Below are 25,131 nucleotides of genomic sequence, written 5' to 3' on the forward strand. Positions count from 1 at the left end.
GCCCCCTGTCGAGATCAAACGGGGCGGGCGCCTCAGGAGCCGAAGCGCCCGAGTGCGCGGAAGTCGATCTGTTCGAGGACCGGAAGGATCACCGCCGTGTCGGCGCCGAAGGCCTGCACCAGCACGCGCCCCTCGACGAGGCCGGACATCTCGCCGTCCTTGTCGAGGAATTTCTCGCGCCCGACGCGCTCCACCTTCATCCCCATGGCGCCCGCGTTCTGGATCATGCCGCCCATCATCCCGATCATCGGCCTGTCCACGACATAGGCGAGGGTGAATTCCTCGCCGCATCGTTGAAATAGCGTCTCGCGTCCGCAGTGCCGCTGCCCATCATCGAGACTCCCGCGTCCGCGTCCTCAGCCGCCTGCCAGCCCTCGGGCGCGGGCGGGAAGAGGTCGCCGAGTGCGGAGGTCTGCATCTCCCGCATCAGGTTCCGGGCATAGTCACTTCCTCGAGCGCATAGGTCACATCCCCCTCGCCATAGGCTTTCAGCGCGTTTCCCAGCGTATCGGACACCTCGTCGGCCATCGCGGCGGCGGCCATCGCGGCACAGAAAGGGTCGTCTTCATCGTCCTCTCCGGGTTAAGGTTGCATCGCCGCCACCCAAACCACCCTGTCGCCCCGGTGCAAGGGGAAGTTTTCCGGCCGCGCGGCCTTCCTGCCCCGGCCAACAGAGGCACCCGACCGACCATGAGCACGCTCACCTCCATCGCCCTTCCGGTCCTGCTGATCGGGCTTGCCGCGCTCGTCCTGCCGGGCCTGCTCACGCCGCGCGGCACGCGCTCGCAGCGGCGGCTCGCGCTTTCCGTCCTGTCGAGCGCGCTGGTCCTGCTGGCTCTCGGCGCGGTGCTCTTCGGGCTGCTCTATGCGCGCGGCGGCAGTCCCGTTCTTGTGGCGTTGCGGGAGGCGCCGGGGCCGACGCTCGTCTTCCTGCTGCGCCGTTCGGCCCTCGCCGCACTGGTCTGGGTGCCGCTTCTCGCGCTCTCCTGGCTGGGTCTCGCACGCCGGATCGAGACGCTGCGCACGCGCGACGGCATCCGCGCCGCGGACGCGGCTGCGGAAATCGGAGAGGCAACCGACTGATCCCCCTCGCAAATCATGGCGGGGGCGGATAGACTGGCCGGCAACAGTCTTTCCCCGGCGCGAAGGGGCGGTTTCGCCATGATCGGATTTCTGCGCTTCATGATCATCGGTTTCGTGGTCCTGACCGTGATCTACGTCCTCTTGCGCCTCTACGTGCGCTCCCTCACCCGCGAACGGCTGGAGGAGGCCTGGGAGGCGGAGGGTTCCATCGGCGCGCGCGACGCCTATGTGGAGGAGGGGATACGGGAGTACGAGGCCTCGCTGCGGCCGAAGCTCCTGCTCCTCGTCTATATCGTGCCCGTGGCGGTCTTCGCCGCGGTCTTTTACATCACGAATTTCACCTGAGGCTACCGCCCGATGCGCTATGTCAAACTCGTTCTCGTCACCCTTCTGATCCTCCTCGTCGGCGGATTCCTTCACTACACGCTGCCGCAGCACGACATCGTGCGGATCGTGAACACCTATGAGGAACGCCAGGACATCTCCGGCTGGACCTCGATCTTCTGGCAGGCGCCCGACAACGGCACCGCGACGATCCAGAGCCGCGACGTGCAGTTCATCCAGGCGGTGACGCCGGAGGGCCGGACGCGGGTCTATCGCAACGAGGACACGGGCTGGGGCTGGCCGCCCTATTTCAAGTTCGACACCGCCAACCTCTATACCGAGGCGAATGACGCGATCTCCACGAAGGCGAACCCGGAATGGGTCGTGATCACCCACTACGGCTGGCGTTCGGAGATCCTGTCGACCTTCCCCAACGCCATGGCGATCAAGCCGGTGGCGGGGCCGGAGGTGACGGTCGTGCCCTGGGTCAGCGCCATCATCCTGGTGTTTCTCGCCATCGTGCTGCTGCTGGTCTGGCGCATGCTCGCGCAATTCCGCGAACGCGCGATCGACCCGCTGGTCGAGGACGTCGAGGAGGCCTGGGACGCCGTCGACGAGAAGAAGGACAACGCGGTGGAGCGGATCAAGGGCTGGTTCCGCCGCAAGTGAGGCGGCACAGTCCCCTCATCCCTCGCCGTAGGGCACCCAGATCGTCCTGACCTCGGTCGCCTGCGCAAGCCAGTCGCGTGCCGGCCATGTGCGGGCAAGGCCGTTGTTCACCCATGTGCGCTTGAGGTTCCCGGCGCTTTCCCGTTCGATCCGGCCGGAGAGATCGGCGGAGGAAAAGCTCCAGACCGCCTCCACATCCATATGCCCGGCGAGCGTCTTCGCGAGGTCCTCGTGCGGCCCGGTCAGGATGTTCACCACGCCGCCCGGCACATCGGAGGTGTCGAGCACCTGGTAGAAATCCGTCGCCGCAAGAGGCCAGGCTTCGGAAGCCACCGCGATCACCCGGTTGCCCATGGCGATGGCGGGGGCGATCACGCTCACGAGCCCGGCGAGCGGCCGGTCGTCGCAGAGCGCGCCGATCACGCCGACGGGTGCGTTCATCGCCAGCGCGACGCCGCGCATCGGCACGGGTTTCGCCGCGCCGTCGAGCTTGTCGGCCCAGGCCGCGAAGGTGAAGAGCGTGTCGATCGCCTCCGCCACTTCCGCCCCGGCCTTTGCCGCCGTCGTGCCGGTCATGTCGCGAAGGCGCGCCGCGAATTCCTCCGCCCGCGCCGACAGGTTCTCCCCGATGTAATAGAGCACCTGCGCACGGTTATGCGCCGTTGCCGAGGCCCAGCCCCGTGCCGCGCGTGCGGCCTCGACCGCGTTGCGGACGTCCTTGCGTGAGGCGAGGGAGACATGGCCGAGGAGCCGGCCCTTCGGTGAGAACACCGCCTGGGAATAGCCGCCGTCGGGCCGCGCCTGCTTGCCGCCGATATAGAGTTTCGCCGTGCGGTCGAGGCCGCCCACCTCCATCTCCTCGGGCTTGGCGGCGGGTTTCGCGGGTTTCACCGGGGCGGCCCGTCCCGCCGGTCTGGTATAGGCCATGAGCCCTTCCCAGCCGCCTTCGCGTCCGAAGCCGCTTTCGCGCAGCCCGCCGAACCCTGCGGCGGCGTCGAACATGTTCGATCCGTTGACCCAGACCACGCCCGCGACGAGTTTCGGCGCGATGTCGAGCGCGAGATTCACGTTCTCGCTCCAGACCGAGGCGGCCAGCCCGTAGCGCGTGTCATTCGCCATCTGCACCGCCTCCGTCGGCGTGCGGAAGGTGGTGGAGACGAGCACGGGACCGAAGATCTCCTCCTGCATCAGGAGCGAGGAGGGCGAGAGCCCGGTGACGAGGGTGGGCGGGTAGAAACAGCCTTCGGGCGCGGGGACCGGCTGATGCACATGACCTTCGCCGCCGCCCCTGGCCATCAGCCCCTCGATGTGGCGGAGCTGTCCGGGATCGACGATGGCGCCGATGTCGATCGACTTGTCGAGCGGGTTGCCGATCCGCAGCTTCGACATGCGCTCCACGAGGCGGGCCGCGAACTCCCCCGCGATCCCTTCCTGCACCAGAAGCCGAGATCCCGCGCAGCAGACCTGCCCCTGATTGAAGAAGATCGCATCGACCAGCCCCTCGATGGCGCTGTCCATATCCGCGTCGTCGAAGACGATATAGGGCGACTTGCCGCCAAGCTCGAGCGTGAGCGACTTGCCCGATCCGGCGGTGGCCTTGCGGATGCGGCGACCCACGGCGGTCGAGCCGGTGAAGGCGATCTTGTCCACCTCCGGGTGTGCCACGATCCGCTCGCCCACCGTGCCGTCGCCGGTCACGATATTGACCACGCCCTTCGGCAGGCCCGCCTCCTGGCAGATCTGCGCGAACAGCAGCGCGGTGAGGGAGGTGTATTCCGCAGGCTTCAGCACCACCGTGTTGCCCATGGCGATGGCGGGCGCGATCTTCCAGGCGAGCATCAGCAGCGGGAAGTTCCACGGGATGATCTGACCGCAGACGCCGAGCGGTTCGCGCCCCGGCAGCTCTTCCTCCATGAGCTGCGCCATGCCGGCGTGATAGTAGAAATGCCGCGCCACCAGGGCAACGTCGATATCGCGGCTCTCGCGGATCGGCTTGCCGTTGTCGAGCGTTTCGAGGACCGCGAAGAGGCGGCCGTGCTTCTGGACGAGCCGGGCGAGGGCGTAGAGGTATTTCGCCCGCGCCTTCCCGCCGATCCGCGCCCATCTGCCCTGTGCGCGCCGTGCGGCGGCGACGGCGGCGTCGACATCGGCCGCGCTCGCCTGCGTCAGATGCGCCAGAACCTCGCCCGTCGCGGGATTGCGGGCCTCGAACACCTCGCCGGGCTCCGTCATCGCGCCACCTATGAAATGTCCGAAGCGGTCGCCGCCATCGACCAGCCAGGCCAGCGCCTCCGCCGCGCTCTCGGGCGCCGCGCCATAGTCCATCGTGTCGAAAATCTCTTTCACGGTCATCTTTCTGTCCTTCTGGCGGGCTCAGCCGAGAGGGTGGCGCCATGCGGCGGAATAGCGGCCTGTCACATGATGTTCCAGTTGCCGCTCGATGTCGCCCAGCAGGGACGAGGCACCGAAGCGGAACAGATGCGGGGAGAGCCAGTGATTGCCGAGCTCCTCCTTCAGAAGCGCAAGGTGGACGAGCGCGTCCTTCGCCTTCGAGATGCCGCCCGCCGGTTTGTAGCCGATGCGGTAGCCGGTGCGGCGGTGATAGTCCCGGATCGCCCGCATCATCACGAGCGAGACGGGCAGGGTGGCGTTGACGCTCTCCTTGCCGGTCGAGGTCTTGATGAAATCGGCGCCGGCCATCATGCAGACCTGCGAGGCGCGCGCGACGTTGCGCAGGCTGCCCAGTTCGCCCGTGGCGAGAATGGCCTTCACATGCGCTTCGCCGCAGGCCTCGCGATAGGCGCGCATCTCGTCGTAGAGCGCCTGCCAGTCGCCGGTGAGCACATGGCGGCGGGAGATCACGATGTCGATCTCCTGCGCGCCCGCCTTCACGCTCTCCCCGATCTCCTTCACGCGCAGGGGAAAGGGCGACAGCCCGGCGGGAAAGCCGGTGGAGACGGCGGCCACCGGAATGCCGGTGCCCTCGAGCGCCTCGACCGCGGTTTCCACCATCTCGTGATAGACACAGACCGCGCCCGTCGTGATCGGCCCCATCCCGAGCGCCTCGAGGATGTCGGCGCGCACCGGATGGGCGGCCTTCGCGCAGAGCCGCCGCACCCGCCCCGGCGTATCGTCGCCCGCGAGCGTGGTGAGGTCGATCATCGTGATCGCCTTCAGAAGCCAGGCGGCCTGGTGGTCCTTCTTCACGCTGCGCCGTCCGGGCAGGGTCGCGCAGCGGCGCTCCACGGCGGAGGTGTTGACCCGCTGCGCGGCGATCACGTCGAGGTCGAGCGGCTGGCCCGGATTGCGCGGCTCGTGCAACTGCGGCAGATGCGCGGTCGCGCCGGCCTGCGCCGCCGGGGAGATGTCGGTCGTGCCCATCGAAAGCTCCGTTCTCGGTCGGGGGACAGGCTGGCACGCGGGGCGGGATTTGGCAATCGTTGACCGCCCGGTCAAAGCGGCTGGACCACGCCCTTCTGGTGCTTCACGCGGTATTGCCGTGGCGTCATGCCGAAGCGGGTGCGGAACAGCCGGTGGAAATGGCTCATGTTCTGGATCCCGATCTCCTCGGCGATCTCGGTGAGCGAATCCGGCGTGCCCTTGAGCTGGCGCGCGGCATAATCCATGCGCAGCCGGTTGACGTAATCCGACGGGGTCTGTCCGAGACAGGCCTGCATCGTGCGCGCGACATGGGCATGGGCCTTGCCGCACTGCGCGACGAGCCCCGCGGCGCCGTCGCGGAACACGGCCGGGCTCTCCACGGCGATCAGTGCGTCGGCGAGCCAGGGCGGGACCTTCGCCGCCTCCCCGCGCGCCTCGCTGGCGAGTTCCGCGATGAGCGGAAGCAGGAAGGCCTCGAGATAGAGCGCGCTGCGCGGCGCCGCCTCGAGCGCCTTGGCCGAGCTCGACAGGCGCGAGAGGTGGCGGATGTCGCGGTGGAACTGCACCGGCGCGTTTCCGGCGGCGGGGAAATAGCTGGAGATCTCCGGAAACCGCGCGACGAGGGAGGCGATGCGCTCCGGCCGGATGACGATGTTGACGATATGGCTTTCCTCGCCCACGCCCTGAAGCCCGTGCGGCAGGCCGGGCGAGAGAAAGACCACATCGCCCTCCGACAGGGACATACGCCCGCCTTCGGTCACGAGCCGCGCGCGGCCGTTGTGCAGCCAGAAGATCTCGTAATAGTCTTGGTCGTGCAGCGCCTTCGGACGGGCACGCGAGAGCACCGAGCGGGAGAAATGGAATTCTTCGCCGGGCGCCAGGATCTCGGATTGAAACAGAGTGGCGGCTGTCATGGCGCGAAGCTATCATAGCGCTCCGCCTTCATCGCGGGAAATTACGCAGTTGCGGCGTCATTTCGCCCATGTCCCGCGCCCCCTGCCGCATTCCCGTGCAGACCGCAGCGCGTGACAGGGTGACGCAAAACGGCTAAGGCCTCCGGGCAGAGCACAGAGCCCGAGGAATCGCCCGATGACCGCCCAGATATTCGACCGTTCGATCAAGATCGCCCCCTCCATCCTCTCCGCCGATTTCGCCGCTTTCGGACAGGAAATCGAGGCCATCGAGGCGCAGGGGGCCGATTGGGTGCATGTCGACGTGATGGACGGGCATTTCGTGCCCAACCTCACCTTCGGCCCGGCGATGTGCAAGGCGATCCGCCCGCATATCACCACGGTGATGGACGTCCACCTGATGATCTCGCCGGTCGATCCCTATATCGAGGCCTTTGCGGAGGCGGGCGCCGATATCATCACCGCCCATGTCGAGGCCGGGCCGCATATCCACCGCACGCTCCAGGCGATCCGGGGCGCGGGGGCGAAGGCGGGTGTGGCGCTCAATCCCGGTACGCCGGCCGAGCATGTCGCGCATCTGCTGGACATGATCGACCTCGTCTGCGTGATGACCGTGAACCCCGGCTTCGGCGGGCAGAAATTCATTCATTCCCAGGTGGAAAAGGTGCGCCGCCTGCGCGAGATGATCGGCGACCGTCCGGTCCACATCGAGGTGGACGGCGGCGTCGATCCCTCCACCGCGCCGCTCGTGGCGGCGGCCGGGGCGGATGCGCTCGTCGCGGGCTCCGCAGTGTTCAAGGGCGGATCGGTCGGCGATCCCGCGCCCTACGGCCGCAACATCCGCGCCATCCGCGCCGCCGCCGAAGACGCGCGCTGAGCCGGCTCAGCCGGCGGTCACCGGCAGGATCATCGTCAGGTCGTCGCGGGCGGCGAGCGTGGCGACATCCGCCTCGTAGCGTTCCGTGACCGCGGCGAGCGCCGCCGCGTCCCAGCCGGGAATGTCGCAGACCGGATCGAGCACCTCCTCGAGGGCATATTTGTCGAGAAAGGCCAGCACCGTGCGCTCGTATTGCTCATCCGTGCGCGGCGGGTGAGCCTTGAGGAAGATCTCGAGCCGCGACAGCCCCTCGGGCTTCATCACCTGGCCGAGCGGGAGCAGGCTTTCGGTCGCCGGCGCCCCCTCCGGCAGGCCCGCGAGGCTGCGCAGGAGGCGCGGCCAGATCAGCGGCAGGTCTTCCTCGCACCACAGCGTCAGCGGCACCTTGGCGGGCAGGGCGGCGCGCAGGTCCACGACTGCCTCGAGCCAGCCGACCTCCGCCGGATCGGCCGCGCGCAGGAAGGCGTCGAGCGCGCCGCGCGCGGTCTTCGCCTCGATCGCCGTCTGGAGGAAATTCGCCGGATTGCGCAGCGCCATGCTGACCGAGAGGTCCTGGGAGGAAAACAGCTCGGCCACCGTGGCCGCATGGGAGGCGATGCCGGAATAGAGCCGCCCGCTCGTGCCCAGTGCCTCCGGCAGCGGCGAGGCCCAGTTGACGTCGAACAGGACCATCCGCTCGGCGCTCCGCCCCCCGAGTATCGTGGAGATCAGCTCCGCCTCTTCGGCGTCGATCGGGGGCAGCCCGTCGAGCCGGTCGATGAGCGCGCGCACCGCCTGCCGGTAGACCCGCCGCACGGGTAGCGCCGTGCCGCTCTGTGCCGCATTCGTCCGCAACGCGTTGAAGACCTGCGTCGTCGTCGTGAAATATGCCCCGATATGCAGATGGACCTGCATCGCTTCTCCTGCCTCTCATGCGGCGCTCAATGCGCCGTCTCTCCGCGTTCTACCGTGAAGAAGAACGCCTCCTCCGGGTCGCGCGCGATCACCTCGTCCGGCACGCTCTCCGGTCCCGAAAGGAACACGTTCGCGCCGAAATGGCCGTGCAGCCGGCTCAGCTTTTCCATCCGCGCGCCGGTGAGCTCGGCATAGAAGGCCGCGTAGCTCTCCGTCGCGCGCAACGCGTCGATCTTCGCCCGGTGGGCGGCGACGCAGGCCTCGTGCATCGCGCGGATCTCCGGATCCGCGAGCAGCCGGTCGAATTCCGCCCGCGCGCGGGGGATCATGCGCTGGATCGAACGGTCCTCCTCGGCGTTGTTGTTCATGCGAAACCAGTAGGCCAATCCCTGATCGCGGTCGACATGGTTCACGCGCCCGCGGTCGCGTTTCACCAGAAAGCTCTCAGCCGAACGCACGGCGTAGTGGTTGAGTTGCACCATGTCATAGCCATAGGTCGAGGCATTCGACCGCCAGGCATTGCGGTATTCCTCTTTCGGCATCGGCTTGCCGGAGCCGTTGTACCAGCGGATCCTGTCCCAGATCTGCGGTTTCAGCCCCTTCGGACGGTGCACGCCGAGCTTCTTGAACAGGCCGACGTTCTTGGCGAGGGTCTTGAAGCCCCAGGCCTGGTGCGGCTTGTTGGCGAATTCGGGGGCGCAGCGGAAGAACTGGTCGAGCAGGAAGTCATCGCGGTAGCCATGCACGTCGTTGTTGCCGAACAGCCGCCAGGTGCAGGAGATGAGATTGGCGTCGGGCAGGGTGCCGAACAGCGCCGCCATCGTCCCGTCGCCGACCTTCACATTGACGAATTCGTCCACGTCCATCGAGATCACCCAGTCGCTTTCGGTGACGACCGGCTCCGTCTCCGCGCTCTGGAGCGCGTGGTGCTGCGGCTTCAGCCCGGTGCCGTGGAAGCGGTTGTCGCGGTGTTCCACATACCCCTTCGCCTGCAACAGCTCGAGCAAGGCATCGGTGCCGTCGGTGCAATCGTTGGTGTAGACGAGAAATCCCTCGATCCCGATGGCGCGGTGATAGGCGAGCCATTCGAGGATGAAGGGGCCTTCGTTTTTCATGCAGGTGACGATGGTCACCGAATTGTCGCCGCGCGGCGGGGCCTCGACCTTCTCTTCGGGCATCAGGATCGGCTTGTGCCCCCATTCGCTCTCTGCCAGCGCGATCAGCGGCGGGTGGTGGATGAGCGAGGCTTTCGGCACGATGCGCGAGACCGTCGGCGCGTGGTGGCGCAGCGCCATGTAGCGATAGAATTCCCCGGCGGCGGCCGGGACGATGCCGCCGACCCGCACCAGCCGCAATACCGCGCCTTCGGGCAGGCGGGACGGGGCCACGCACCAGCGCCCGCGCCGTTTCGTCTCGTCGAACTGGACGCAGACGTGATCGGCAAAGCGCACGCACTCCCCGTCGCGGACGCGCCACGGATAGACCTGGCGTCCGGCGAGTTGCACCACCCCGTTCCCGGCCTCCTGCGCGAGGTCGAACACGCTTATCGCGCCCTGCCGCGGGATCAGGTCGTGGACGTCGATATTGGCGACGGCGCGCGCGGTCTGGAGGTACATCCGGCGCAGGAATTCGTAGAGCAGGATCTCCGCGAAGGGCGCGGACCAGGGATCGGGTTCCGGCTGCTCCATCCGGTCCTTGCCCGGCGCGCCGGGGGTCAGGAACGGGTGGGCCTCGGGTCCGGTGTCGCGCAGGCCGAGCGGCACGTCGAAGCTCACGAGCAGCACGCGCAGGCCGGGCGGGAGGGCGTGCAGGCCGGCCTCCAGCTCAGCCGCGAAACGCTCCGCCGCCTCCGGCGCCGCGCGGTCGAGGATCACCGCGCCGTCCATGCCCTGATGGGCACCGTTGAAGCGCAGCCAGTCGAGCACGGTCGCCGCGCTTTCCCCGTTGCGCGTCGCGAGGGCGACGTTCCGGCCGCGAAGAAGCTCGGGGTCGGGCGTCAGCGGCCGGATCTCCACCCGCCGGCTGTCGACGAAAGCGTCGATGCCCTCCGGCCGCATCCGGCCCCGGAGCCAGGGTGCCTCGCCGACCGAGGCGATGTCCGCCTCCTCGAGCAGGGTCCCGGCCATCGCCTCCGACAGGTGGCTGTCATGGCTGAAGAACAGCTCGGCGCGGTCCTCGCCCGTGGCCACCGCGCCGAGCAGCACCGCCGGGCCGAGGTGCCGGGCCGTCATCATGCGTCGGATCAGCTCAGCCATGTCACTCCCTCGCGTCATCCCTGCTCTGCGCGGCCTTCAGCCGGGCGAGATGGCCGGCGAGCTGCGTCGGTCCGGGGGGCGTCGATCCTGCCATGAGCGTGAGCTGCCACATCAGTTCGACCACCGGGCGGCGCGTCACCAGCTCCCGGAGCCGGGCGCGCTGGGCGGCGATGCTCGCCTCGTGCAGCGGCTCGAACGCGGAAAGCTCCGCCCGCGCCGCCTCGCGCGCCGGGCGCATGGGCGCGATCCGCCGGTCCTCGGTCACGTTGAAGTTGCGTTCCGCCCAGTAGCCGGTGCCGATCGGGCGGTCCATGTGGTTGGGCAGGCCGCGCACCGCCTTGAGCACGAATTCCTCGATCGACCGGACCGAGTAATGATTGAGCCAGGCCCGCTCACCCTCCGGTTCCGTGCCGAACAGGTTGATGCGGGCGGTCTGCTCCGCGAATCCGTTCGGCAGGTCCCGCCCGCGGGCACTCACCCAGCGGGCGGCCTTGCCCTTCGGGCGGTGCACGCCCAGCCCCTTGAAGGCGGCGGGACGGTGCAGCGTCTTGAAGAAATGCGCGAGCGGCAGCGCGATGCCATCGGGCGCCGCCATGGTGAAGCGGTCGGGCACGGGGCGGTCGTCCCAGCTCCCGAGGCCGCTGTTGCCGAAGAGATGCCAGCGCAGCGGCACGGCATCCGCCCCCTCGGGCAGAAGCGTGTCGAGGGAGATGCCGTCGAGCACGAGGTATTCGTCGACGTCGAAGAACATCGCCCGTTCCGCGCCGAGATAGGCGGGGTGTTTCGACAGGAGCTTCATCGCCTGCCATTGCACCGATTTCCCGCCCTCCGGCGTGAAGGGGACATGGGTCACCACCCCCGCCGCATCGAGCGCGTCGAGAAGCGCATCCGTCCCGTCGCTGCACTCATGGGAGGCGATGAGGAAATGCGAGAATCCCGCCGCCCGGTGATGGGCGATCCAGTCGAGAAGCCAGGGCCCCTCGTCGCGGACGCAAGTGATCGCGAGTGTCGTCAAACCAGCCTGTCCCCCGTGCGACGCCGACACGTCTTCGCGCTTGTTCTGCCCCGGAAAATGGGTCTCACAGGACCAGGGTCAAGTCAAGTTTGCACCCTTTCCCCGGCTGGACCCGAGATCCATATGTGATAATCTCGCCAGGGCTTTGGCAGGAGCGGGAAAGCAGGACATGGACAGACTCCCCGAAATCGCGTCGCTCTGGATCGGCGGACGGCTCAGCTGGCTCGAACAGCTCTGCCTGAAGAGCTTTGCGGATGCGGGGCATCACATCACGCTCTATTCCTACGAGCCGATCCCGAACGTCCCGCCGGGGGTCCATACGGCGGATGCCGGGGAGATCTATCCCGGCACGCCGATGCTGCGCCACGCGCGCACCGGAAGCCCCGCGATCCATGCCGACATGTGGCGGCTCAACCTTCTGAAGAAGACCGCGAAGATCTGGGTCGATGCGGACATGTATTGCTACCGGCCGTTCGACTATGCCTCGCCCTATGTCTTCGGCTGGGAAAAGCCGGGGCTGGTCTGCAATGCGGTCCTCGGACTGCCGCCGGACAGCGCGGCGCTGAGCGGGCTTCTGGAGTTCTTCGAGGATCAATATGCCATCGCCCCCTGGCTCAAGCCGGAACAGATCGCCGAGCTCGAGGCCGAGCGGGACCGGGGCAGGCCGGTGCATATCACGGAACAGACCTGGGGCTTTACCGGTCCGGCCTCGGTCACGCATTTCCTGATCGAGACGGGCGAGATCGAACATGCGCAGCCGGAGGCGGCCTTCTATCCGGTGGGCTTCAAGGAGCGAAACCACCTGATCCTGAGCCGGTTCCGGCCCGAGGAGCAGTTCACTCCCGACACGCGAGGCGTGCATTTCTGGGCGCGGCGGATGAAGCCGCGGCTCGAGGAGAAGGAAGGGAACACGCCCCGGCGCGGCTCCTTCATGGAGGGCCTGCTGAAGACGCACGCGATCGACCCTGCCGCCGCGCCGATCCCGGCGAAACGGGCCAACGCCAATGCGAAGGCGCCGACGGACGATCCCGCCTTCCAGGCCGAGGTGGGGCTCGCCGCGATCCGCGGGGAGCTGTCGATGGACAAGATCTGTCGCGACTATCTGGTGGACCGGAAATTCGTGAAGGACTGCCGCGACCGGATCGTCGCCGGGGCGGCGGATCTGTTCGAGGCGAAGGCGAAGAGCTGAGCGGGACGACGACGCCCGAGCCCGGATGCGCGGCTCAATACCCCAGGCGGCTGGCGATCCGCGTGAGGAGGGTGGGCGCGACGGCCAGAAGCATCACGATCCGCACGAGGTGGTGGATCGAGATATAGGCCACCTCCGCGTGCATCGCGAGGGCGACGAGCGACATCTCCGTGAGCCCGCCGGGCGCGTAGGCGAGCAGCACCTGTTCGACCGTCTGCCCGAAGAAGCCGTGCATCAGCACCGCGATGCCGAGCGAGAGCGCGAGCATGACCAGCGTGCCGACGGAGGTGAGCGCGAGCATGCCGAAGACGAGGGAGGACTGTGCGCCGCGGAAGCGTGTGCCCATGGAGCTGCCGAGCACGATCTGCGCCGCGATCACGAGCAGGGCGGGGGGCGAGCTGTGCGTGATGCCGGCCATATGCACCACGCCCGAAAGGATCATCGGCCCGAGAAGCCCCGGCGCGGGCAGGCGCAGCTTGTCCCCGACCCAGGTCCCGACCACCGCGCAGCCCAGAAGGATTGCCGCCGCCGCCAGCGTCAGCCCCGGTCCGTCGCGGGAGATGGTGATGCCGGTGACCTCATAGCCGAGGATCACCCGGAACCAGATGGCGATCACCGAGATCGACACCACGATCCGCCCGGCATGGGCGAGGATGATGCGCTTCTCGTCGCCGCCGAGCGCACCGCCGATCACGGCCATCTCGTTGAGCCCGCCCGGCATGGCGGAGAAGAAGGCGGTGACCGGATCAAGCCGGCCGATGCGGATGTAGAGCGGCACGACGAGCGCCGCGGCGAGCGCGAGATAGACGGCGAGCCCGGCCAGCGACAGGCTCCACTGGGTCAGGTGGGCGAATGTGTTCGTGTCGAAGCTCGATCCCAGCATCACGCCGATCACCGGAATGACGACCGGCCGCAGGCGGTCCGGCGCCTCGAGCGGCGCGCCGAACATGACGCAGGCGAAGATCGCGAGCATCGGCCCGAGCATCCACGGCAGGGGAAGGCCCGCCACGTAGAACCCGATGCCCCCCGCCGTACCGATCCCGAGTGTCAGTGCGATGAGCGAGAGCTGTCGGGGGGTGGGCAGGACGGGCAAGGATGCGGACCTCCGGGGGGATGTGGCTGCGGGCGCACTCTAACGCGCACGGTCCCGAAGGCAAGCGCAACAGCGGGCGCAGGCCGTGCCGGATCCCTGCGGAGGGGCTGTGCGAAACCCGTCGCGCAGGGCCGGGGCAGGCACCGGGGAGACGTCATAAAAGTTTTTCGAAACCGTCACGTCCGGGTTTCACAACCGGTGCCTTATGCCGCGCAAGAACCAGGAGGGTGGGACATGCTCGAGGTCAAGGGGCTGACGAAGCGTTTCGGCGCCAATGTCGCGGTCGACGCGGTCAGCCTTTCCGTGGACCGGCCCTGCATGATCGGTGTCATCGGGCGGTCCGGCGCGGGCAAGTCGACCCTCCTGCGGATGATGAACCGGCTGACGGAGGCGAGCGGCGGGGAGATCCTGTTCGACGGGCGCGACGTGCTCTCGCTCACGGGCCGGGAGAAACGCGGCTGGCAGTCCGACTGCGCGATGATCTTCCAGCAGTTCAACCTCGTGCCGCGCATGGATGTCGTCTCCAACGTGCTCCACGGCACGCTCGGCCGCCGCTCGACCCTTGCCACGATGTTCAGCCTCTATCCCGAGGAGGACATCCACACCGCCATCGACATCCTCGATCGCCTCGGCATCGCCCAGCATGCCGCCAAGCGCGCCGAGGCGCTTTCGGGCGGCCAGCAGCAGCGCGTCGCCATCGCCCGCGCGCTGATGCAGGATCCGAAGGTGATCCTCGCCGACGAACCCATCGCCTCGCTCGACCCGATGAACGCCCAGACCGTGATGGAGGCGCTGCGCCGCATCCATGACGAGGACGGGCGCATGGTGATCGCGAACCTGCATACGCTCGACACGGCGCGGCGCTATTGCGACCGCATCCTCGGCATGCGTGACGGACGCATCGTCTTCGACGGCACGCCTGAACAACTCACCACGGGCGTCGCGCGCGACATCTACGGCGCGGGGACCGATTTTTCCGAAGCCGCCACCTCGACCGAGATCCGCGACACGGCGCCGGTCGCGGCGGTCGAACGCCGGCTCGCGAAAGTGACCGTCTGACCCTTTTCACAAGGCCCGCCCGGAACCGGACGATGGCGGGACACAACCACCGGAGAACGAGATGAAATACCTCATTGCTGCTGCTCTTGCCTCCACCGCGCTCGCGGGTGCCGCCTGTGCGCAGGAGATCACCGAATTCCGCCTTGGCATCCTCGGCGGCGAGAACGCCCAGGACCGCGTCGCCTCCAACCAGTGCTTCGCCGAGAAGATCGCGGAGGCGCTGGGCGTCGAGGTGAAGATCTTCACTCCCGCCGACTACAACGGCGTGATGCAGGGTCTCCTGGGCGGCACGATCGACGCGGCCTGGATGGGCGCCTCCGGCTATGCCGGCACTTATCTCGCCGACCCGGAAGCGGTCGAGCCGGTGCTGGTGAAACAGAACCTCGACGGCTCCATCGGCTATTATTCCATCGGCATCGCCCGCAAGGACAGCGGCGTGACCTCGCTCGACGACATGGAAGGCAAGGTCTTCGGCTTCGGCGACCCGAACTCCACCTCGGGCTATCTCATCCCCTCGATCGAGATCTCGAACGGCGGCTATTCGATGCAGCCGGGCGAGTATTTCGGCGATGTCGTCTTCACCGGCGGCCATGAGCAGACCATCGTCGCGGTCGGCAACGGCGACGTGGACGCCGGCGTGACCTGGGCCGACGGCCTCGGCGCCTGGGAAGACGGCTACAATTCCGGCGCGCTGCGCAAGGCGGTGGATGCGGGCCTCGTGGACATGAACGACATGGTCCAGATCTGGCAGTCGAACATCATCCCCGAAGGCCCCTTCGTGATCCGCAAGGCGCTGCCGCAGGACGTGAAGGACAGCGTCACCGAGCTGACCGGGAACCTCTGGGAAGAAGACCCGGACTGCGCCTATGGCGTGGCCGCGGGCGAGGCGAAGGATTTCATCCCGGTCGAACACGACACCTACGCCTCCATCGTCGCGGCGCGCCAGGCCGTCTCGAACTGAGCCGCTCCGGCCCATCGGCTCCGCGCGTGACCCGCGCGGAGCCTTCCGTTCGAGGATCGCGCCCATGGCCCATTTCGCCGACACGCCGCTCGCGGAGACCCGCGCCGCCTATCTCGCGCTCGTGCGCCAGCGCCGCCTCTATGGCGGGCTGATGCTGGCGATCTTTCTCCTGCTGCTCGCCGCCGGCTTCGGCATCGCCAACGACCGCAATGCCGGTGGCTTCCTTCCGGGACTGCCGCATATCTTCGACTTCCCGGCCGATGTCGTGGCCGAGGCCTGGCAGAAGCGCGCGAACCTTCCCGGCCATCTCCGCGACGCGCTGCCCGCGCTGATCGAGACGATCAACATCGCCGCCCTCGCGACCCTGTCGGGCGCCGCCGGGGCCATCGTGCTCTCGCTGCTCTCCACCGCCGGCCTCGCGCCCTGGCCGCGCCTCATCCCGCTGTTCCGGCGGATGATGGACCTGATGCGGGCCGTTCCCGAACTGGTGATCGCGCTCGTGCTGATCTTCGTGCTGGGCGGCGGGCCCGTCCCGGCGGCCATCGCCATCGGCTTTCATACCGTCGGCGCGCTCGGCAAGCTCTTCTCCGAAGTCAACGAGAATGCCGACACGAAACCGCTCGAGGGGCTCGCCTCCGCCGGCGCCACCTGGTCTCAGCGCATGATGCTGGGCCTCCTGCCGCAGGTCGCGCCCAACTGGTTCTCCTATGCGCTCCTGCGCTTCGAGATCAACATCCGCGCCTCCGCCATCCTCGGCTTCGTCGGCGCGGGCGGGATCGGCTATGAGCTCAGGAACGCGATCTCCTTCGGCCAGGGACGGTTCGACGAGGCGGCCGCCGTCTTCATCCTCCTCTTCCTCACCATCGTGCTGTTCGACCAGCTCTCCTCCGTCCTGCGCCATCGCCTCACCCATGGCGCCCGCAAGGAAACGCGCCCGTGACCCTCGCTTCCGCCGGAATGCCGGCCCCCGACATGCACGCGGCCGCGCGCCGCCTCATCGCGCGCAAGCGGGTCGTGGCCATCGCCCTCCCGCTTCTCCTGCTCGCCTATCTCGTCTATGTCTTCTTCGCCTTCGACATTCCGGGCCTCGCCCAGCGCGCCCGCTGGGACAACGCGCGGATCCTCGTCTCCGACAGCTACAGCTACAAGACCCATGTCGAGCGCAACAACCGCACCGGCGCCTTCACCGTCGCCGTCGAGGGCGAGCGCAAGGGCACCTATGACGACACGAACCTGCCCGGCTGGGTCGCGCTCGGTGACGGCCGTGCCGACGTCACGCTCGACGACGGCGGACGGATCGAGATCGACGGCGACACCGTGCGCTACGATGTGCCGGGCTTCGGCCTGATCGAGGCGCGCCAGACGCAGGCGGAGGGGGTGACGACGAACCTCGACGCCGGCACGCTTCCCGACTGGATCTCCTATTCCGACACGCGGCTGATGGTCACCACGCCCGAGGCGCGGCTCACGCTGACGCGGGCGCGGACCGAGGTCTTCGTCTACGCCTTCGGCTGGGAGCTCTTCTTCTTCACCCTCGACAGCCCCTATCACGGCGAGTCCCTGCGCAACATCCTGTTCGGCCCGCAGATCGACCCCGCGCGCGGCAACATCGCCGGGGCCTGGCAGGATTTCTGGGGCAATTCGATCTGGCGGCACGGCGACACCGCCTGGGCCCTGTTCGAGACGGTCCTCATGGCTTTCCTCGGCACCTTCGGCGCGGCGGTCGTCGCCCTGCCGCTCGCCTTCCTCGCCGCGCGCAACTTCGCGCCGCTGATCGCCATCCGCCTCGCCGCGCGGCGGCTGTTCGACTTCCTGCGCGGGGTCGACGGGCTGATCTGGACCATCCTGCTGTCGCGCGCCTTCGGCCCCGGCCCGATGACCGGCGCGCTCGCGATCCTGTTCACCGACACCGGCTCCTTCGGCAAGCTCTTCTCGGAGGCGCTCGAGAATGTCGATGGCAGGCAGATCGAAGGCCTCGCCTCCACCGGCGCTCGCCCGGTCCAGCGCTATCGCTTCGGCGTGATCCCGCAGCTCGTCCCCGTCCTGCTCTCGCAGGTGCTCTATTTCCTCGAAAGCAACACCCGCTCCGCCACGATCATCGGCGCGATCACCGGCGGCGGGATCGGCCTGCTGCTGACCCAGGCGATGATCACCCAGAAGGACTGGGAGGAGGTGAGCTATTACATCATCCTCATCGTACTCCTGGTCATGGCGATGGACAGCCTGTCGGGCTGGCTCCGGCGCAAGCTGATCCGCGGCGACTGACCGGCCGACACGGGCCTTGCATCCGGTCTCCTTTGTGCGGGAAATACTCCCGCCGGAGGCTCCTCTCCTCGTCACAGGTGACACATGCCGAAACTGAGCGCGACAGATCCCTTCCTCCATCCCGGCGCTTCCGTGGCGGGGTCTCGTTTCGGCGCCTATTGCGAGGTCGGCGAGGGGGCGCGGGTGCTGAATTCCGATTTCCTCGACTATGCCTATTGCGAGCGTTTCGCGGATATCGCGAACACCAGGGTGGGCAAGTTCGCCAATATCGCGGCCTTCGCTCGGATCGGGCCGACCGATCATCCCTATGACCACGCCTCGCTGCACCATTTCCTCTACCGCTCCTCCTGGTATTGGGAGGATGTGGAGGACGATGCCGGTTTCTTCGCCCGCCGCGCCGCCCGCCGCGCCGTCATCGGCCATGACACCTGGATCGGCCACGGCGCCATCGTGAAGCCGGAGGTCACCATCGGCAACGGCGCCATCGTTGCCTCGGGCGCGGTCGTGACGAAGGATGTCGCGCCCTACATGATCGTCGCCGGCGTGCCGGCCACGCCGCTGCGGGCGCGCTATCCCGACGGGATCGCCGAGCGGATCGAGGCGCTCGGCTGGTGGGACTGGAGCCATGAGCGGCTGCGCGCGGCGCTCGGGGATTTCCGCGCGCTGACCGCCGAGGCCTTCCTCGAGAAATACGAATAGCGCCTATTCGGCGGCAAGCGCGAGATCGCGGCCCGCGCGCGCCAGCCTCTGTGCCACGCCGCCGGCGAGATAGGCGAAGCGGCCATGGGAGAGCGTCGCCTCGATCTCCCGGCTTTCGGCATTCACGATCACGAGATCGGCGCGTTTCCCGGTCCCGAGCGTGCCGCGATCGGACAGTCCCATGATCCGTGCCGGCCGGGTGGAGATCATCGCCCAGGCCTCGGGCAGGGTCTTCAGCCCCTGATCGACCAGCGCCCAGGCCGCCGCGGGGAGCGCGGGATAGTGATAGTCGGAGACGAGCGCGTCGCAGAGCCCGCGCTCGACCAGCCTGCGGGCGCTCACATTGCCCGCCTGCGATCCGTCGCGGACGACGTTGGGTGCGCCCAGCAGCACCGGGTCGTTCATCGCCTTCGCCGCCGCTGCCGCCCTTTCCGACAGCGGGAACTCCGCGACATGCGCGCCGAGGAGGCGGAATTCCTCCCGCGTTTCCGCGTCGGGATCGTCATGGCTGCCATAGGTCACGCCGAGCGTGTCGAAGGCTTCCGCGAGCGTGCAGAGATGCCGCGGCACCTCTCCCTGGCGGTCCTTGGCCGCACGCAGGACCCGGATGAACTCCTCGCTCGTGCGCCCGCCGCGCTTTGCCCAGCCGGCGAATTCACCGGGCTCCCTGCGGGCGATCTCGATCGCTTCGGGCAGGTGGTTGTTGAACACCACGTAATCGACCCCGTGCCGCCGGATCGCGGAGAGGAGCCGGTCGCGGCTGTCGATCATGTGGATCTCGCAGCGGATCTGGATCCGGATGTCGATCGGCGCGCGAGGCGCGTAATCGGCGGCTTCCGCGAGGAGCGTCTCGGCATAGTCCGGCCCCCGGAGCCCGCCTTCCCAGCTCCAGCACTGCGCGAACCAGGCCGTCGTCACCCCGTGCGCGGCAGCGTCGCGCGCGGCGGAGGACAGGCCCGCGCGGATCGGGAAGGGCGCGCGCGGGCGGGGGGCGATATGGCGCTCGAAGGCATCCCCGTGCAGGTCGACGATCCCCGGCAGCAGCAGATAGCCCGTAAGGTCCACCGCCGGAAAGGGGCCGCGTGCGATCCGGCCGTTCTCGACCGACAGCGACCGGCGTTGGAGCACCCCGTCGCACAGGATCGTCGCGCCGGTGAAGCGCAGGGGAGGAAGGACTGACATCGCTCGACACCTGAAACACGTCTTTCGACTGAACCTAGGCGGGTTCTGTGTCGGGCGCGTGACGGCAGGATCAGTCCGGTGTGACAGTGAGCGTGATGCGGTCTCCCGCGAACCACGTCAGGCCGTGCTCGATCGGCACGCCCTCCGGCGTGGTGTTGAGGCTCACCGTGCGCAGGAGCGGGTCGCCTTCCCGCAGCCCGAGATGCAGCGCCTGGGTCGCCGTGGCGCGTTCCGCGCTGACCCGCGTCTCGGCGCGGATGTAATCGCCGATGCCTGCCGATTTCAGCGCTTCGGTCACGGAGGTGTTCTCCTCGAGCGCCTGTGCGAGCCCCGGCAGGCGCGCGGCGGGAAAGACGGAGACGAAGAGCGCGACCGGCAGGTCGCTGCTCAGCGACAGCCCCTCGTAGACAATCACCGGATCGCCCTGCGCGAGGGCGAGCGCGGCGGCCTCCGCGGCGTCGCAGGGCCGGGTCTCCCGGCGCAGCACGGTCTTTTGCGGCAGGCGCCCGCCGGCGCGGATGTTGCGGTGAAACCGCACCCGCCGGCCGAGCGCGTAATCGACCGGCGCGCTCTGCACGAAGACGCCCGCCCCGCGGCGGGAGCGCACGATCCCGCGTTCCGCGAGGTCGGAGAGGGCATGGCGCACCGTGTGCCGGTTCACCCCGAACCGTGCGGAGAGCGCCGCCTCGGTCGGCAGCTTGTCCCCCGGCCGGTACCGGCCCCTGGCGATGTCCTCGCCGAGGCTTTCCGCGATGGATTTCCAGATCGGCGTCCTGGGCATCTTTTCGCTCCGTCACTGAAGTTTCACGAAACCGCGCTTGCCTTGTGGCCGAATGCGGCGCATTATTTGTCTAGTTGTATAGTAAACCCGACAAATCCGCAAGGTGTCTAGATGGATGATCCGGAGAAAGACGAGATGACCGGGCTGACGGCGCGGCAGGGCTGGATGGGCCTGCTGGCCGCCGCCGATCCGGGGGCACTCGCGGCGCGGCTTGCCGCGCTGGGCGAGCTTCCGGCCTTCGAATGGCTGCGCGCGCCGGAGGTGGGCGGCGTGATGGTGCGCGGGCGTGCGGGCGGGACCGGGGCGCCCTTCAACCTCGGGGAGATGACCGTCACCCGCTGTTCGCTGCGGCTGACGACGGGAGAGGTCGGGCATGCCTATGTGCAGGGGCGCGACAAGGCCCATGCCGAACGCGCGGCGCTCGTCGACGCGCTGATGCAGGGCCCGCAGGCCGCGGCGCTGCGCGAGGCGGTGCTCGTGCCGCTGGCCCGGATGCGGTCGGCCGCCCGCGCCGCGCGCGCCGCGAAGGCGGCGGCGACCAAGGTCGATTTCTTTACCATGGTACGGGGAGAGGACTGATGGAGAGGCAAAGGAACATGCAAAGCCTGTCCGGAGGATTCCGGGATCCCCCCGCGCAGTCCGCCCGCGCCTTCCGCGCCGCACTCGAGGCGATGGCGCGCCCCGGCACGGTGCAGGAGGTCTCCGGCGCTGCCGCTCCCGCGCCGGTCTCCGAGGCGGCCGCGACGCTCCTGCTGACGCTCTGCGATCCCGAAACGCCGCTCTGCCTCGCCGGGGCGCATGACAGGCGGGAGATCCGGGACTGGATCGCCTTCCACACCGGGGCTCCGCTGGTCGGGGCGGAAGAGGCGGTCTTCGCCCTCGGCACATGGGAGGCGCTCGCGCCGCTCGGGCGGTTCGCCATCGGCACGGCGGATTATCCCGACCGCTCCGCGACGCTGATCGTCGAATGCGACGCCTTCGGGACGGAGGGGGCGGCGCGGCTCACGGGGCCGGGCATTCGCGACAGCGCGCAATTCCCGCTGCCCGATGTGGCGGCCGTGCGGGAGAATGCCGCGCTCTTCCCGCTCGGGCTCGATTTCTACTTCACCTGCGGCACGCGCCTCGCCGGCCTGCCGCGCAGCACCCATGTGGAGGCGGACTGATGTATGTGGCGGTCAAGGGTGGCGAACGGGCGATCGACAACGCCCATGCCTGGCTCGCGGAAGAGCGGCGGGGCGACCCCTCCGTCGCGGAACTGTCGGTGGCGCAGATCCGTGAGCAATTGCGCCTCGCGGTGAACCGCGTCATGGCCGAGGGCTCGCTCCACGATCCCGATCTCGCCGCGCTGGCGATCAAGCAGGCGCGCGGCGACCTGATCGAGGCGATCTTCCTCATCCGCGCCTATCGCACGACGCTGCCGCGGTTCGGACATGCGCAGCCGGTGGACACGGCGGAGATGGCCTGCGACCGGCGGGTCTCCGCGACGTTCAAGGACGTGCCGGGCGGGCAGGTGCTCGGGCCGACCTTCGACTACACACACCGGCTTCTGGATTTCAAGCTGATGGCGGAGGGCGGGGTGCCGGAGGCGGAAACCGCCGCGCCGCGCGACGAGCCGGTGCCGCATGTGACCTCCTTCCTGAACCGCGAAGGCCTCATCCAGAGTGAACCCGAGGGCGATGAGGTGCCGCCCGACCTGACCCGCGCGCCGCTCGAGCTTCCGGCCGACCGCGCGCTGAGGCTCCAGGCGCTTGCGCGCGGCGACGAAGGCTTCCTCCTCTCGCTCGCCTATTCGACGCAGCGCGGCTACGGCAACAGCCATGCCTTCGTGGGCGAGCTGCGCATCGGCACGGTCGCGGTGGAGATGGAGATCCCGGAGCTCGGCCTTGCCGTCGGGATCGGGGAGATCGGGCTGACGGAATGCGAGACGGTCAACAAGTTCGCCGGCTCCAGGGTCGAGCCGCCGCAATTCACCCGCGGTTACGGCCTCGTCTTCGGCCAGTCGGAGCGCAAGGCGCTCTCGATGGCGCTCGTGGACCGTGCGCTGCGCTCGAAGGAGCTGGGCGTGGAGGTCTCCGGTTCGCCCGCCCATGACGAGGAATTCGTCCTGTCGCATTGCGACAACATCCAGGCGACGGGGTTCCTCGAACATATCAAGCTGCCGCATTACGTCGATTTCCAGTCGGAAATGGAGCTGGTGCGGAAGATGCGCGCGGAGATCGCGGCATGTCGGGCGAAGGAGGCGGCGGAATGACCCATGTGGTGTTCGACATCGGGAACGTGCTGATCCGCTGGGATCCCCTCCATGCCTTCGCGGATGCCTTCGGCGGGGCCGAGGCGGCGGGGGCCTGCCTCGCCCGGATGGGGTTTGCCGGGCTGAACGCGCGTGCGGACCGGGGGGCACTTTTTTCCGAACTGGCCGCGGAGATCGCGGACGAGGAGGACCGCGCGCTGTTCGCGAGCTATCCCGAGCGGTTTCACCTGACCATCGCGGAGCGGGTGCCGGGAAGCTGGGAGATCCTCGCGCGGCTGAAGGCGGCGGGGGTGCCGCTGCATGCGATCACCAACTGGTCGGAAGAGACATGGCCCGCCGCGCTCGCGCTCTACCCCGCGCTGGCGGAAAGTTTCGGCACCATCGTCGTCTCCGGGACGGAAAGGATGATGAAGCCCGAGCGCGCGATCTTCGACCTGCTCTGCGCGCGGGCCGGTGTGGCGCCGGGGGACTGCCTGTTCATCGACGACAGCCCGAAGAACGTCGACGGCGCGCGCGCCGCGGGCATGGAGGCGCTGCTCTTCACCGATGCGCCGGCGCTCGAACGCGACCTGACCGAAAGGGGCCTGATATGAGCGACTACAATTTCGCCTATCTCGACGAACAGACGAAACGGATGATCCGCCGCGCGATCCTCAAGGGCGTGGCGATCCCCGGCTATCAGGTGCCCTTCGCCTCGCGCGAGATGCCCATGCCCTATGGCTGGGGCACGGGCGGAGTGCAGGTCACGGCGGCCTGCCTGACGCCGGAAGACAGGCTCAAGGTCATCGACCAGGGCGCGGACGATACCACCAACGCGGTCTCGATCCGCAAGTTCTTCGAACGCACCGCCGGGGTGGACACGACGGAGAGGACGGGGGAGGCGACGCTCATCCAGACCCGCCACCGCATCCCCGAGGAGCCGCTGACCGAGGGACAGATCCTCGTCTATCAGGTGCCGATCCCCGAGCCGCTGCGGTTTCTCGAACCGCGCGAGACGGAGACGCGGAAGATGCACGCGCTCGAGGACTACGGGCTCATGTATGTGAAACTCTACGAGGACATTTCCCGCCACGGCCATATCGCCACGTCCTACGCCTATCCGGTGAAGGTCGAGGAGCGCTATGTGATGGACCCGTCCCCGATCCCCAAGTTCGACAACCCGAAGATGGAGATGGCCGCGCTCCAGCTCTTCGGCGCGGGGCGCGAGCAGCGGATCTATGCCGTGCCGCCCCATACGAAGGTCGTGAGCCTCGATTTCGAGGATCACCCCTTCGTCGCCTCGAAGGCCGATCACGCCTGCGACCTGTGCGGCGCGGAGGACAGCTATCTCGACGAGGTGATCGTCGATGACGCGGGCGGGCGGATGTTCGTCTGTTCCGATACCGACTATTGCGCGACCCGCCGGGCCTCGGGCCACCGTGGCCGGATGTCGCCCGCGGAGGAGGCCGCAGAATGACCGCTCAGGGTTCCGAAACGCCGCTCCTGTCGGTGCGCGACATCGCGAAAAGCTACGGCGGGCGCATCGGCTGCACCGACGTGTCCTTCGATCTCTGGCCCGGCGAGGTGATGGGCATCGTCGGCGAATCCGGGTCGGGGAAGTCGACGCTCCTGAGCTGCCTTGCGGGGCATCTGGCGCCCGACCGGGGGCAGGTGGTCTTCGACACCCGTGACCGCGGCCCGCGCGACACGCGCACCATGTCCGAGCCGGAACGCCGGATGCTCGGACGCACCGACTGGGCCTTTGTCCACCAGCACGCGCGCGACGGGCTGCGCATGTCGGTCTCCGCCGGCGGCAACGTGGGCGAACGGCTGATGGCCGTGGGCGCGCGCAACTACGGCGAGATCCGGGGCAAGGCGGTCGACTGGCTCGACCGGGTGGAGATCGCGGCCGACCGGGTGGACGACCGTCCGGCCCAGTTCTCCGGCGGCATGCAGCAGCGGCTCCAGATCGCGCGCAATCTGGTCACCGGGCCGCGCCTCGTCTTCATGGATGAACCAACCGGGGGTCTGGACGTTTCGGTTCAGGCGCGCCTGCTCGATCTGATCCGCGGACTGGTGCGCGACATGGGGCTCTCGGCCATCATCGTCACGCATGACCTTGCGGTCGTGCGGCTTTTGGCCGACCGTCTCATGGTGATGAAATCGGGACGGGTGGTGGAGACGGGTCTCACCGATCAGGTGCTGGACGATCCGCAGCACGCCTACAGCCAGCTGCTCGTCTCCTCCGTGCTACAGGTTTGAG

Annotated in this window: 26 protein-coding genes; 16 read left to right on the forward strand and 10 right to left on the reverse strand. The window is 68.3% G+C overall.

Going from position 1 to position 25,131, the window contains the following annotated elements; all coding sequences use genetic code 11:
* Positions 1 to 32 precede the first annotated feature (32 nt).
* Positions 33 to 248, reverse strand: a complete 216-nt coding sequence (locus P73_RS26385) for a hypothetical protein (RefSeq protein ID WP_052453028.1) — start codon at positions 246 to 248, stop codon at positions 33 to 35.
* A gap of 442 nt (positions 249 to 690) precedes the next feature.
* On the opposite strand from P73_RS26385, the gene P73_RS04010 reads away from it, so the two are divergent.
* From P73_RS04010 to P73_RS04020, 3 genes are all read left to right on the forward strand, one after another.
* The gene (locus P73_RS04010) at positions 691 to 1,083 is read left to right on the forward strand and encodes a hypothetical protein (protein ID WP_043868564.1); all 393 of its coding nucleotides are present in this window, start codon (positions 691 to 693) and stop codon (positions 1,081 to 1,083) included.
* Positions 1,084 to 1,161: 78 nt separating this feature from the next.
* Positions 1,162 to 1,428: a hypothetical protein gene (locus P73_RS04015; protein ID WP_043868565.1), complete on the forward strand. Its 267-nt coding sequence runs from the start codon at positions 1,162 to 1,164 to the stop codon at positions 1,426 to 1,428.
* 12 nt (positions 1,429 to 1,440) lie between these two features.
* A complete protein-coding gene (locus tag P73_RS04020) occupies positions 1,441 to 2,076 on the forward strand; it encodes a DUF1523 family protein (RefSeq protein ID WP_043868566.1) in 636 nt (211 codons plus the stop codon).
* 15 nt (positions 2,077 to 2,091) lie between these two features.
* On the opposite strand, the gene P73_RS04025 is transcribed toward P73_RS04020, so the two are convergent.
* The 3 genes from P73_RS04025 to P73_RS04035 form a co-directional block, all read right to left on the reverse strand.
* On the reverse strand, positions 2,092 to 4,428 hold the full coding sequence (locus tag P73_RS04025) for an aldehyde dehydrogenase family protein (RefSeq protein WP_043868567.1): 2,337 nt from the start codon (positions 4,426 to 4,428) through the stop codon (positions 2,092 to 2,094).
* Between the two features lie 21 nt (positions 4,429 to 4,449).
* Entirely contained in the window at positions 4,450 to 5,457 is a 1,008-nt protein-coding gene (deoC, locus tag P73_RS04030) for a deoxyribose-phosphate aldolase (protein ID WP_052453030.1), read from the reverse strand.
* A gap of 71 nt (positions 5,458 to 5,528) precedes the next feature.
* Positions 5,529 to 6,371, reverse strand: a complete 843-nt coding sequence (locus tag P73_RS04035; protein ID WP_043868568.1) for a helix-turn-helix domain-containing protein — start codon at positions 6,369 to 6,371, stop codon at positions 5,529 to 5,531.
* Positions 6,372 to 6,546: 175 nt separating this feature from the next.
* Between P73_RS04035 and rpe the strand changes: the two genes are divergently transcribed.
* Complete coding sequence (rpe, locus tag P73_RS04040) at positions 6,547 to 7,245, forward strand: ribulose-phosphate 3-epimerase (protein ID WP_043868569.1); 699 nt, start codon at positions 6,547 to 6,549, stop codon at positions 7,243 to 7,245.
* 6 nt (positions 7,246 to 7,251) lie between these two features.
* On the opposite strand, the gene P73_RS04045 is transcribed toward rpe, so the two are convergent.
* Genes P73_RS04045 through P73_RS04055 form a run of 3 tightly spaced genes read right to left on the reverse strand, consistent with a single transcriptional unit; the run spans position 7,252 to position 11,409 of the window.
* The gene (locus P73_RS04045; RefSeq protein ID WP_043868570.1) at positions 7,252 to 8,139 is read right to left on the reverse strand and encodes a hypothetical protein; all 888 of its coding nucleotides are present in this window, start codon (positions 8,137 to 8,139) and stop codon (positions 7,252 to 7,254) included.
* Positions 8,140 to 8,165: 26 nt separating this feature from the next.
* Positions 8,166 to 10,394, reverse strand: coding sequence for a glycosyltransferase family 2 protein (locus P73_RS04050; protein ID WP_245629230.1), 2,229 nt, complete (start codon positions 10,392 to 10,394; stop codon positions 8,166 to 8,168).
* A gap of 1 nt (position 10,395) precedes the next feature.
* Positions 10,396 to 11,409, reverse strand: coding sequence for a glycosyltransferase family 2 protein (locus P73_RS04055; RefSeq protein ID WP_043868572.1), 1,014 nt, complete (start codon positions 11,407 to 11,409; stop codon positions 10,396 to 10,398).
* A 169-nt stretch (positions 11,410 to 11,578) separates the two neighbouring features.
* Here P73_RS04055 and P73_RS04060 point away from each other — a divergent pair, with 169 nt between their 5' ends.
* Positions 11,579 to 12,598 carry a glycosyltransferase family 32 protein gene (locus tag P73_RS04060; protein ID WP_052453031.1) on the forward strand — a complete coding sequence of 340 codons (1,020 nt, stop codon included), beginning with the start codon at positions 11,579 to 11,581 and terminating at the stop codon, positions 12,596 to 12,598.
* Between the two features lie 34 nt (positions 12,599 to 12,632).
* Here P73_RS04060 and P73_RS04065 read toward each other — a convergent pair whose 3' ends face one another.
* Positions 12,633 to 13,691: an AbrB family transcriptional regulator gene (locus P73_RS04065; protein ID WP_052453032.1), complete on the reverse strand. Its 1,059-nt coding sequence runs from the start codon at positions 13,689 to 13,691 to the stop codon at positions 12,633 to 12,635.
* A 234-nt stretch (positions 13,692 to 13,925) separates the two neighbouring features.
* Here P73_RS04065 and phnC point away from each other — a divergent pair, with 234 nt between their 5' ends.
* From phnC to P73_RS04090, 5 genes are all read left to right on the forward strand, one after another.
* A complete protein-coding gene (gene phnC, locus P73_RS04070; RefSeq protein WP_043868573.1) occupies positions 13,926 to 14,750 on the forward strand; it encodes a phosphonate ABC transporter ATP-binding protein in 825 nt (274 codons plus the stop codon).
* Positions 14,751 to 14,811: 61 nt separating this feature from the next.
* Positions 14,812 to 15,711 carry a phosphonate ABC transporter substrate-binding protein gene (gene phnD, locus P73_RS04075; RefSeq protein WP_043868574.1) on the forward strand — a complete coding sequence of 300 codons (900 nt, stop codon included), beginning with the start codon at positions 14,812 to 14,814 and terminating at the stop codon, positions 15,709 to 15,711.
* A 64-nt stretch (positions 15,712 to 15,775) separates the two neighbouring features.
* Positions 15,776 to 16,651, forward strand: a complete 876-nt coding sequence (phnE, locus tag P73_RS04080; protein ID WP_043868575.1) for a phosphonate ABC transporter, permease protein PhnE — start codon at positions 15,776 to 15,778, stop codon at positions 16,649 to 16,651.
* A 17-nt stretch (positions 16,652 to 16,668) separates the two neighbouring features.
* Positions 16,669 to 17,976, forward strand: a complete 1,308-nt coding sequence (gene phnE / locus P73_RS04085) for a phosphonate ABC transporter, permease protein PhnE (protein ID WP_043868576.1) — start codon at positions 16,669 to 16,671, stop codon at positions 17,974 to 17,976.
* An 84-nt stretch (positions 17,977 to 18,060) separates the two neighbouring features.
* Positions 18,061 to 18,675 (forward strand): LbetaH domain-containing protein, encoded by a 615-nt coding sequence (locus P73_RS04090; RefSeq protein ID WP_043868577.1) that lies wholly within the window; start codon positions 18,061 to 18,063, stop codon positions 18,673 to 18,675.
* Between the two features lie 3 nt (positions 18,676 to 18,678).
* On the opposite strand, the gene P73_RS04095 is transcribed toward P73_RS04090, so the two are convergent.
* Positions 18,679 to 19,857, reverse strand: coding sequence for an alpha-D-ribose 1-methylphosphonate 5-triphosphate diphosphatase (locus P73_RS04095; RefSeq protein ID WP_043868578.1), 1,179 nt, complete (start codon positions 19,855 to 19,857; stop codon positions 18,679 to 18,681).
* Between the two features lie 70 nt (positions 19,858 to 19,927).
* Positions 19,928 to 20,638, reverse strand: coding sequence for a phosphonate metabolism transcriptional regulator PhnF (gene phnF / locus P73_RS04100; protein ID WP_043868579.1), 711 nt, complete (start codon positions 20,636 to 20,638; stop codon positions 19,928 to 19,930).
* A 135-nt stretch (positions 20,639 to 20,773) separates the two neighbouring features.
* On the opposite strand from phnF, the gene phnG reads away from it, so the two are divergent.
* Genes phnG through phnK form a run of 6 tightly spaced genes read left to right on the forward strand, consistent with a single transcriptional unit; the run spans position 20,774 to position 25,130 of the window.
* On the forward strand, positions 20,774 to 21,217 hold the full coding sequence (gene phnG / locus P73_RS04105; protein WP_082033342.1) for a phosphonate C-P lyase system protein PhnG: 444 nt from the start codon (positions 20,774 to 20,776) through the stop codon (positions 21,215 to 21,217).
* 17 nt (positions 21,218 to 21,234) lie between these two features.
* Entirely contained in the window at positions 21,235 to 21,801 is a 567-nt protein-coding gene (gene phnH / locus P73_RS04110; protein ID WP_043868581.1) for a phosphonate C-P lyase system protein PhnH, read from the forward strand.
* Complete coding sequence (locus tag P73_RS04115; protein ID WP_043868582.1) at positions 21,801 to 22,889, forward strand: carbon-phosphorus lyase complex subunit; 1,089 nt, start codon at positions 21,801 to 21,803, stop codon at positions 22,887 to 22,889. The genes phnH and P73_RS04115 overlap by 1 nt, the downstream gene beginning before the upstream one ends.
* Positions 22,886 to 23,482 carry an HAD family hydrolase gene (locus P73_RS04120; protein WP_043868583.1) on the forward strand — a complete coding sequence of 199 codons (597 nt, stop codon included), beginning with the start codon at positions 22,886 to 22,888 and terminating at the stop codon, positions 23,480 to 23,482. Before P73_RS04115 ends, P73_RS04120 begins: the two co-directional genes overlap by 4 nt.
* On the forward strand, positions 23,479 to 24,345 hold the full coding sequence (locus P73_RS04125) for an alpha-D-ribose 1-methylphosphonate 5-phosphate C-P-lyase PhnJ (RefSeq protein ID WP_043868584.1): 867 nt from the start codon (positions 23,479 to 23,481) through the stop codon (positions 24,343 to 24,345). Before P73_RS04120 ends, P73_RS04125 begins: the two co-directional genes overlap by 4 nt.
* Positions 24,342 to 25,130, forward strand: coding sequence for a phosphonate C-P lyase system protein PhnK (gene phnK, locus P73_RS04130; RefSeq protein WP_043868585.1), 789 nt, complete (start codon positions 24,342 to 24,344; stop codon positions 25,128 to 25,130). The genes P73_RS04125 and phnK overlap by 4 nt, the downstream gene beginning before the upstream one ends.
* Position 25,131 lies beyond the last annotated feature (1 nt).

Source organism: Celeribacter indicus (assembly GCF_000819565.1).
Taxonomy (GTDB): Bacteria; Pseudomonadota; Alphaproteobacteria; order Rhodobacterales; family Rhodobacteraceae; genus Celeribacter; species Celeribacter indicus.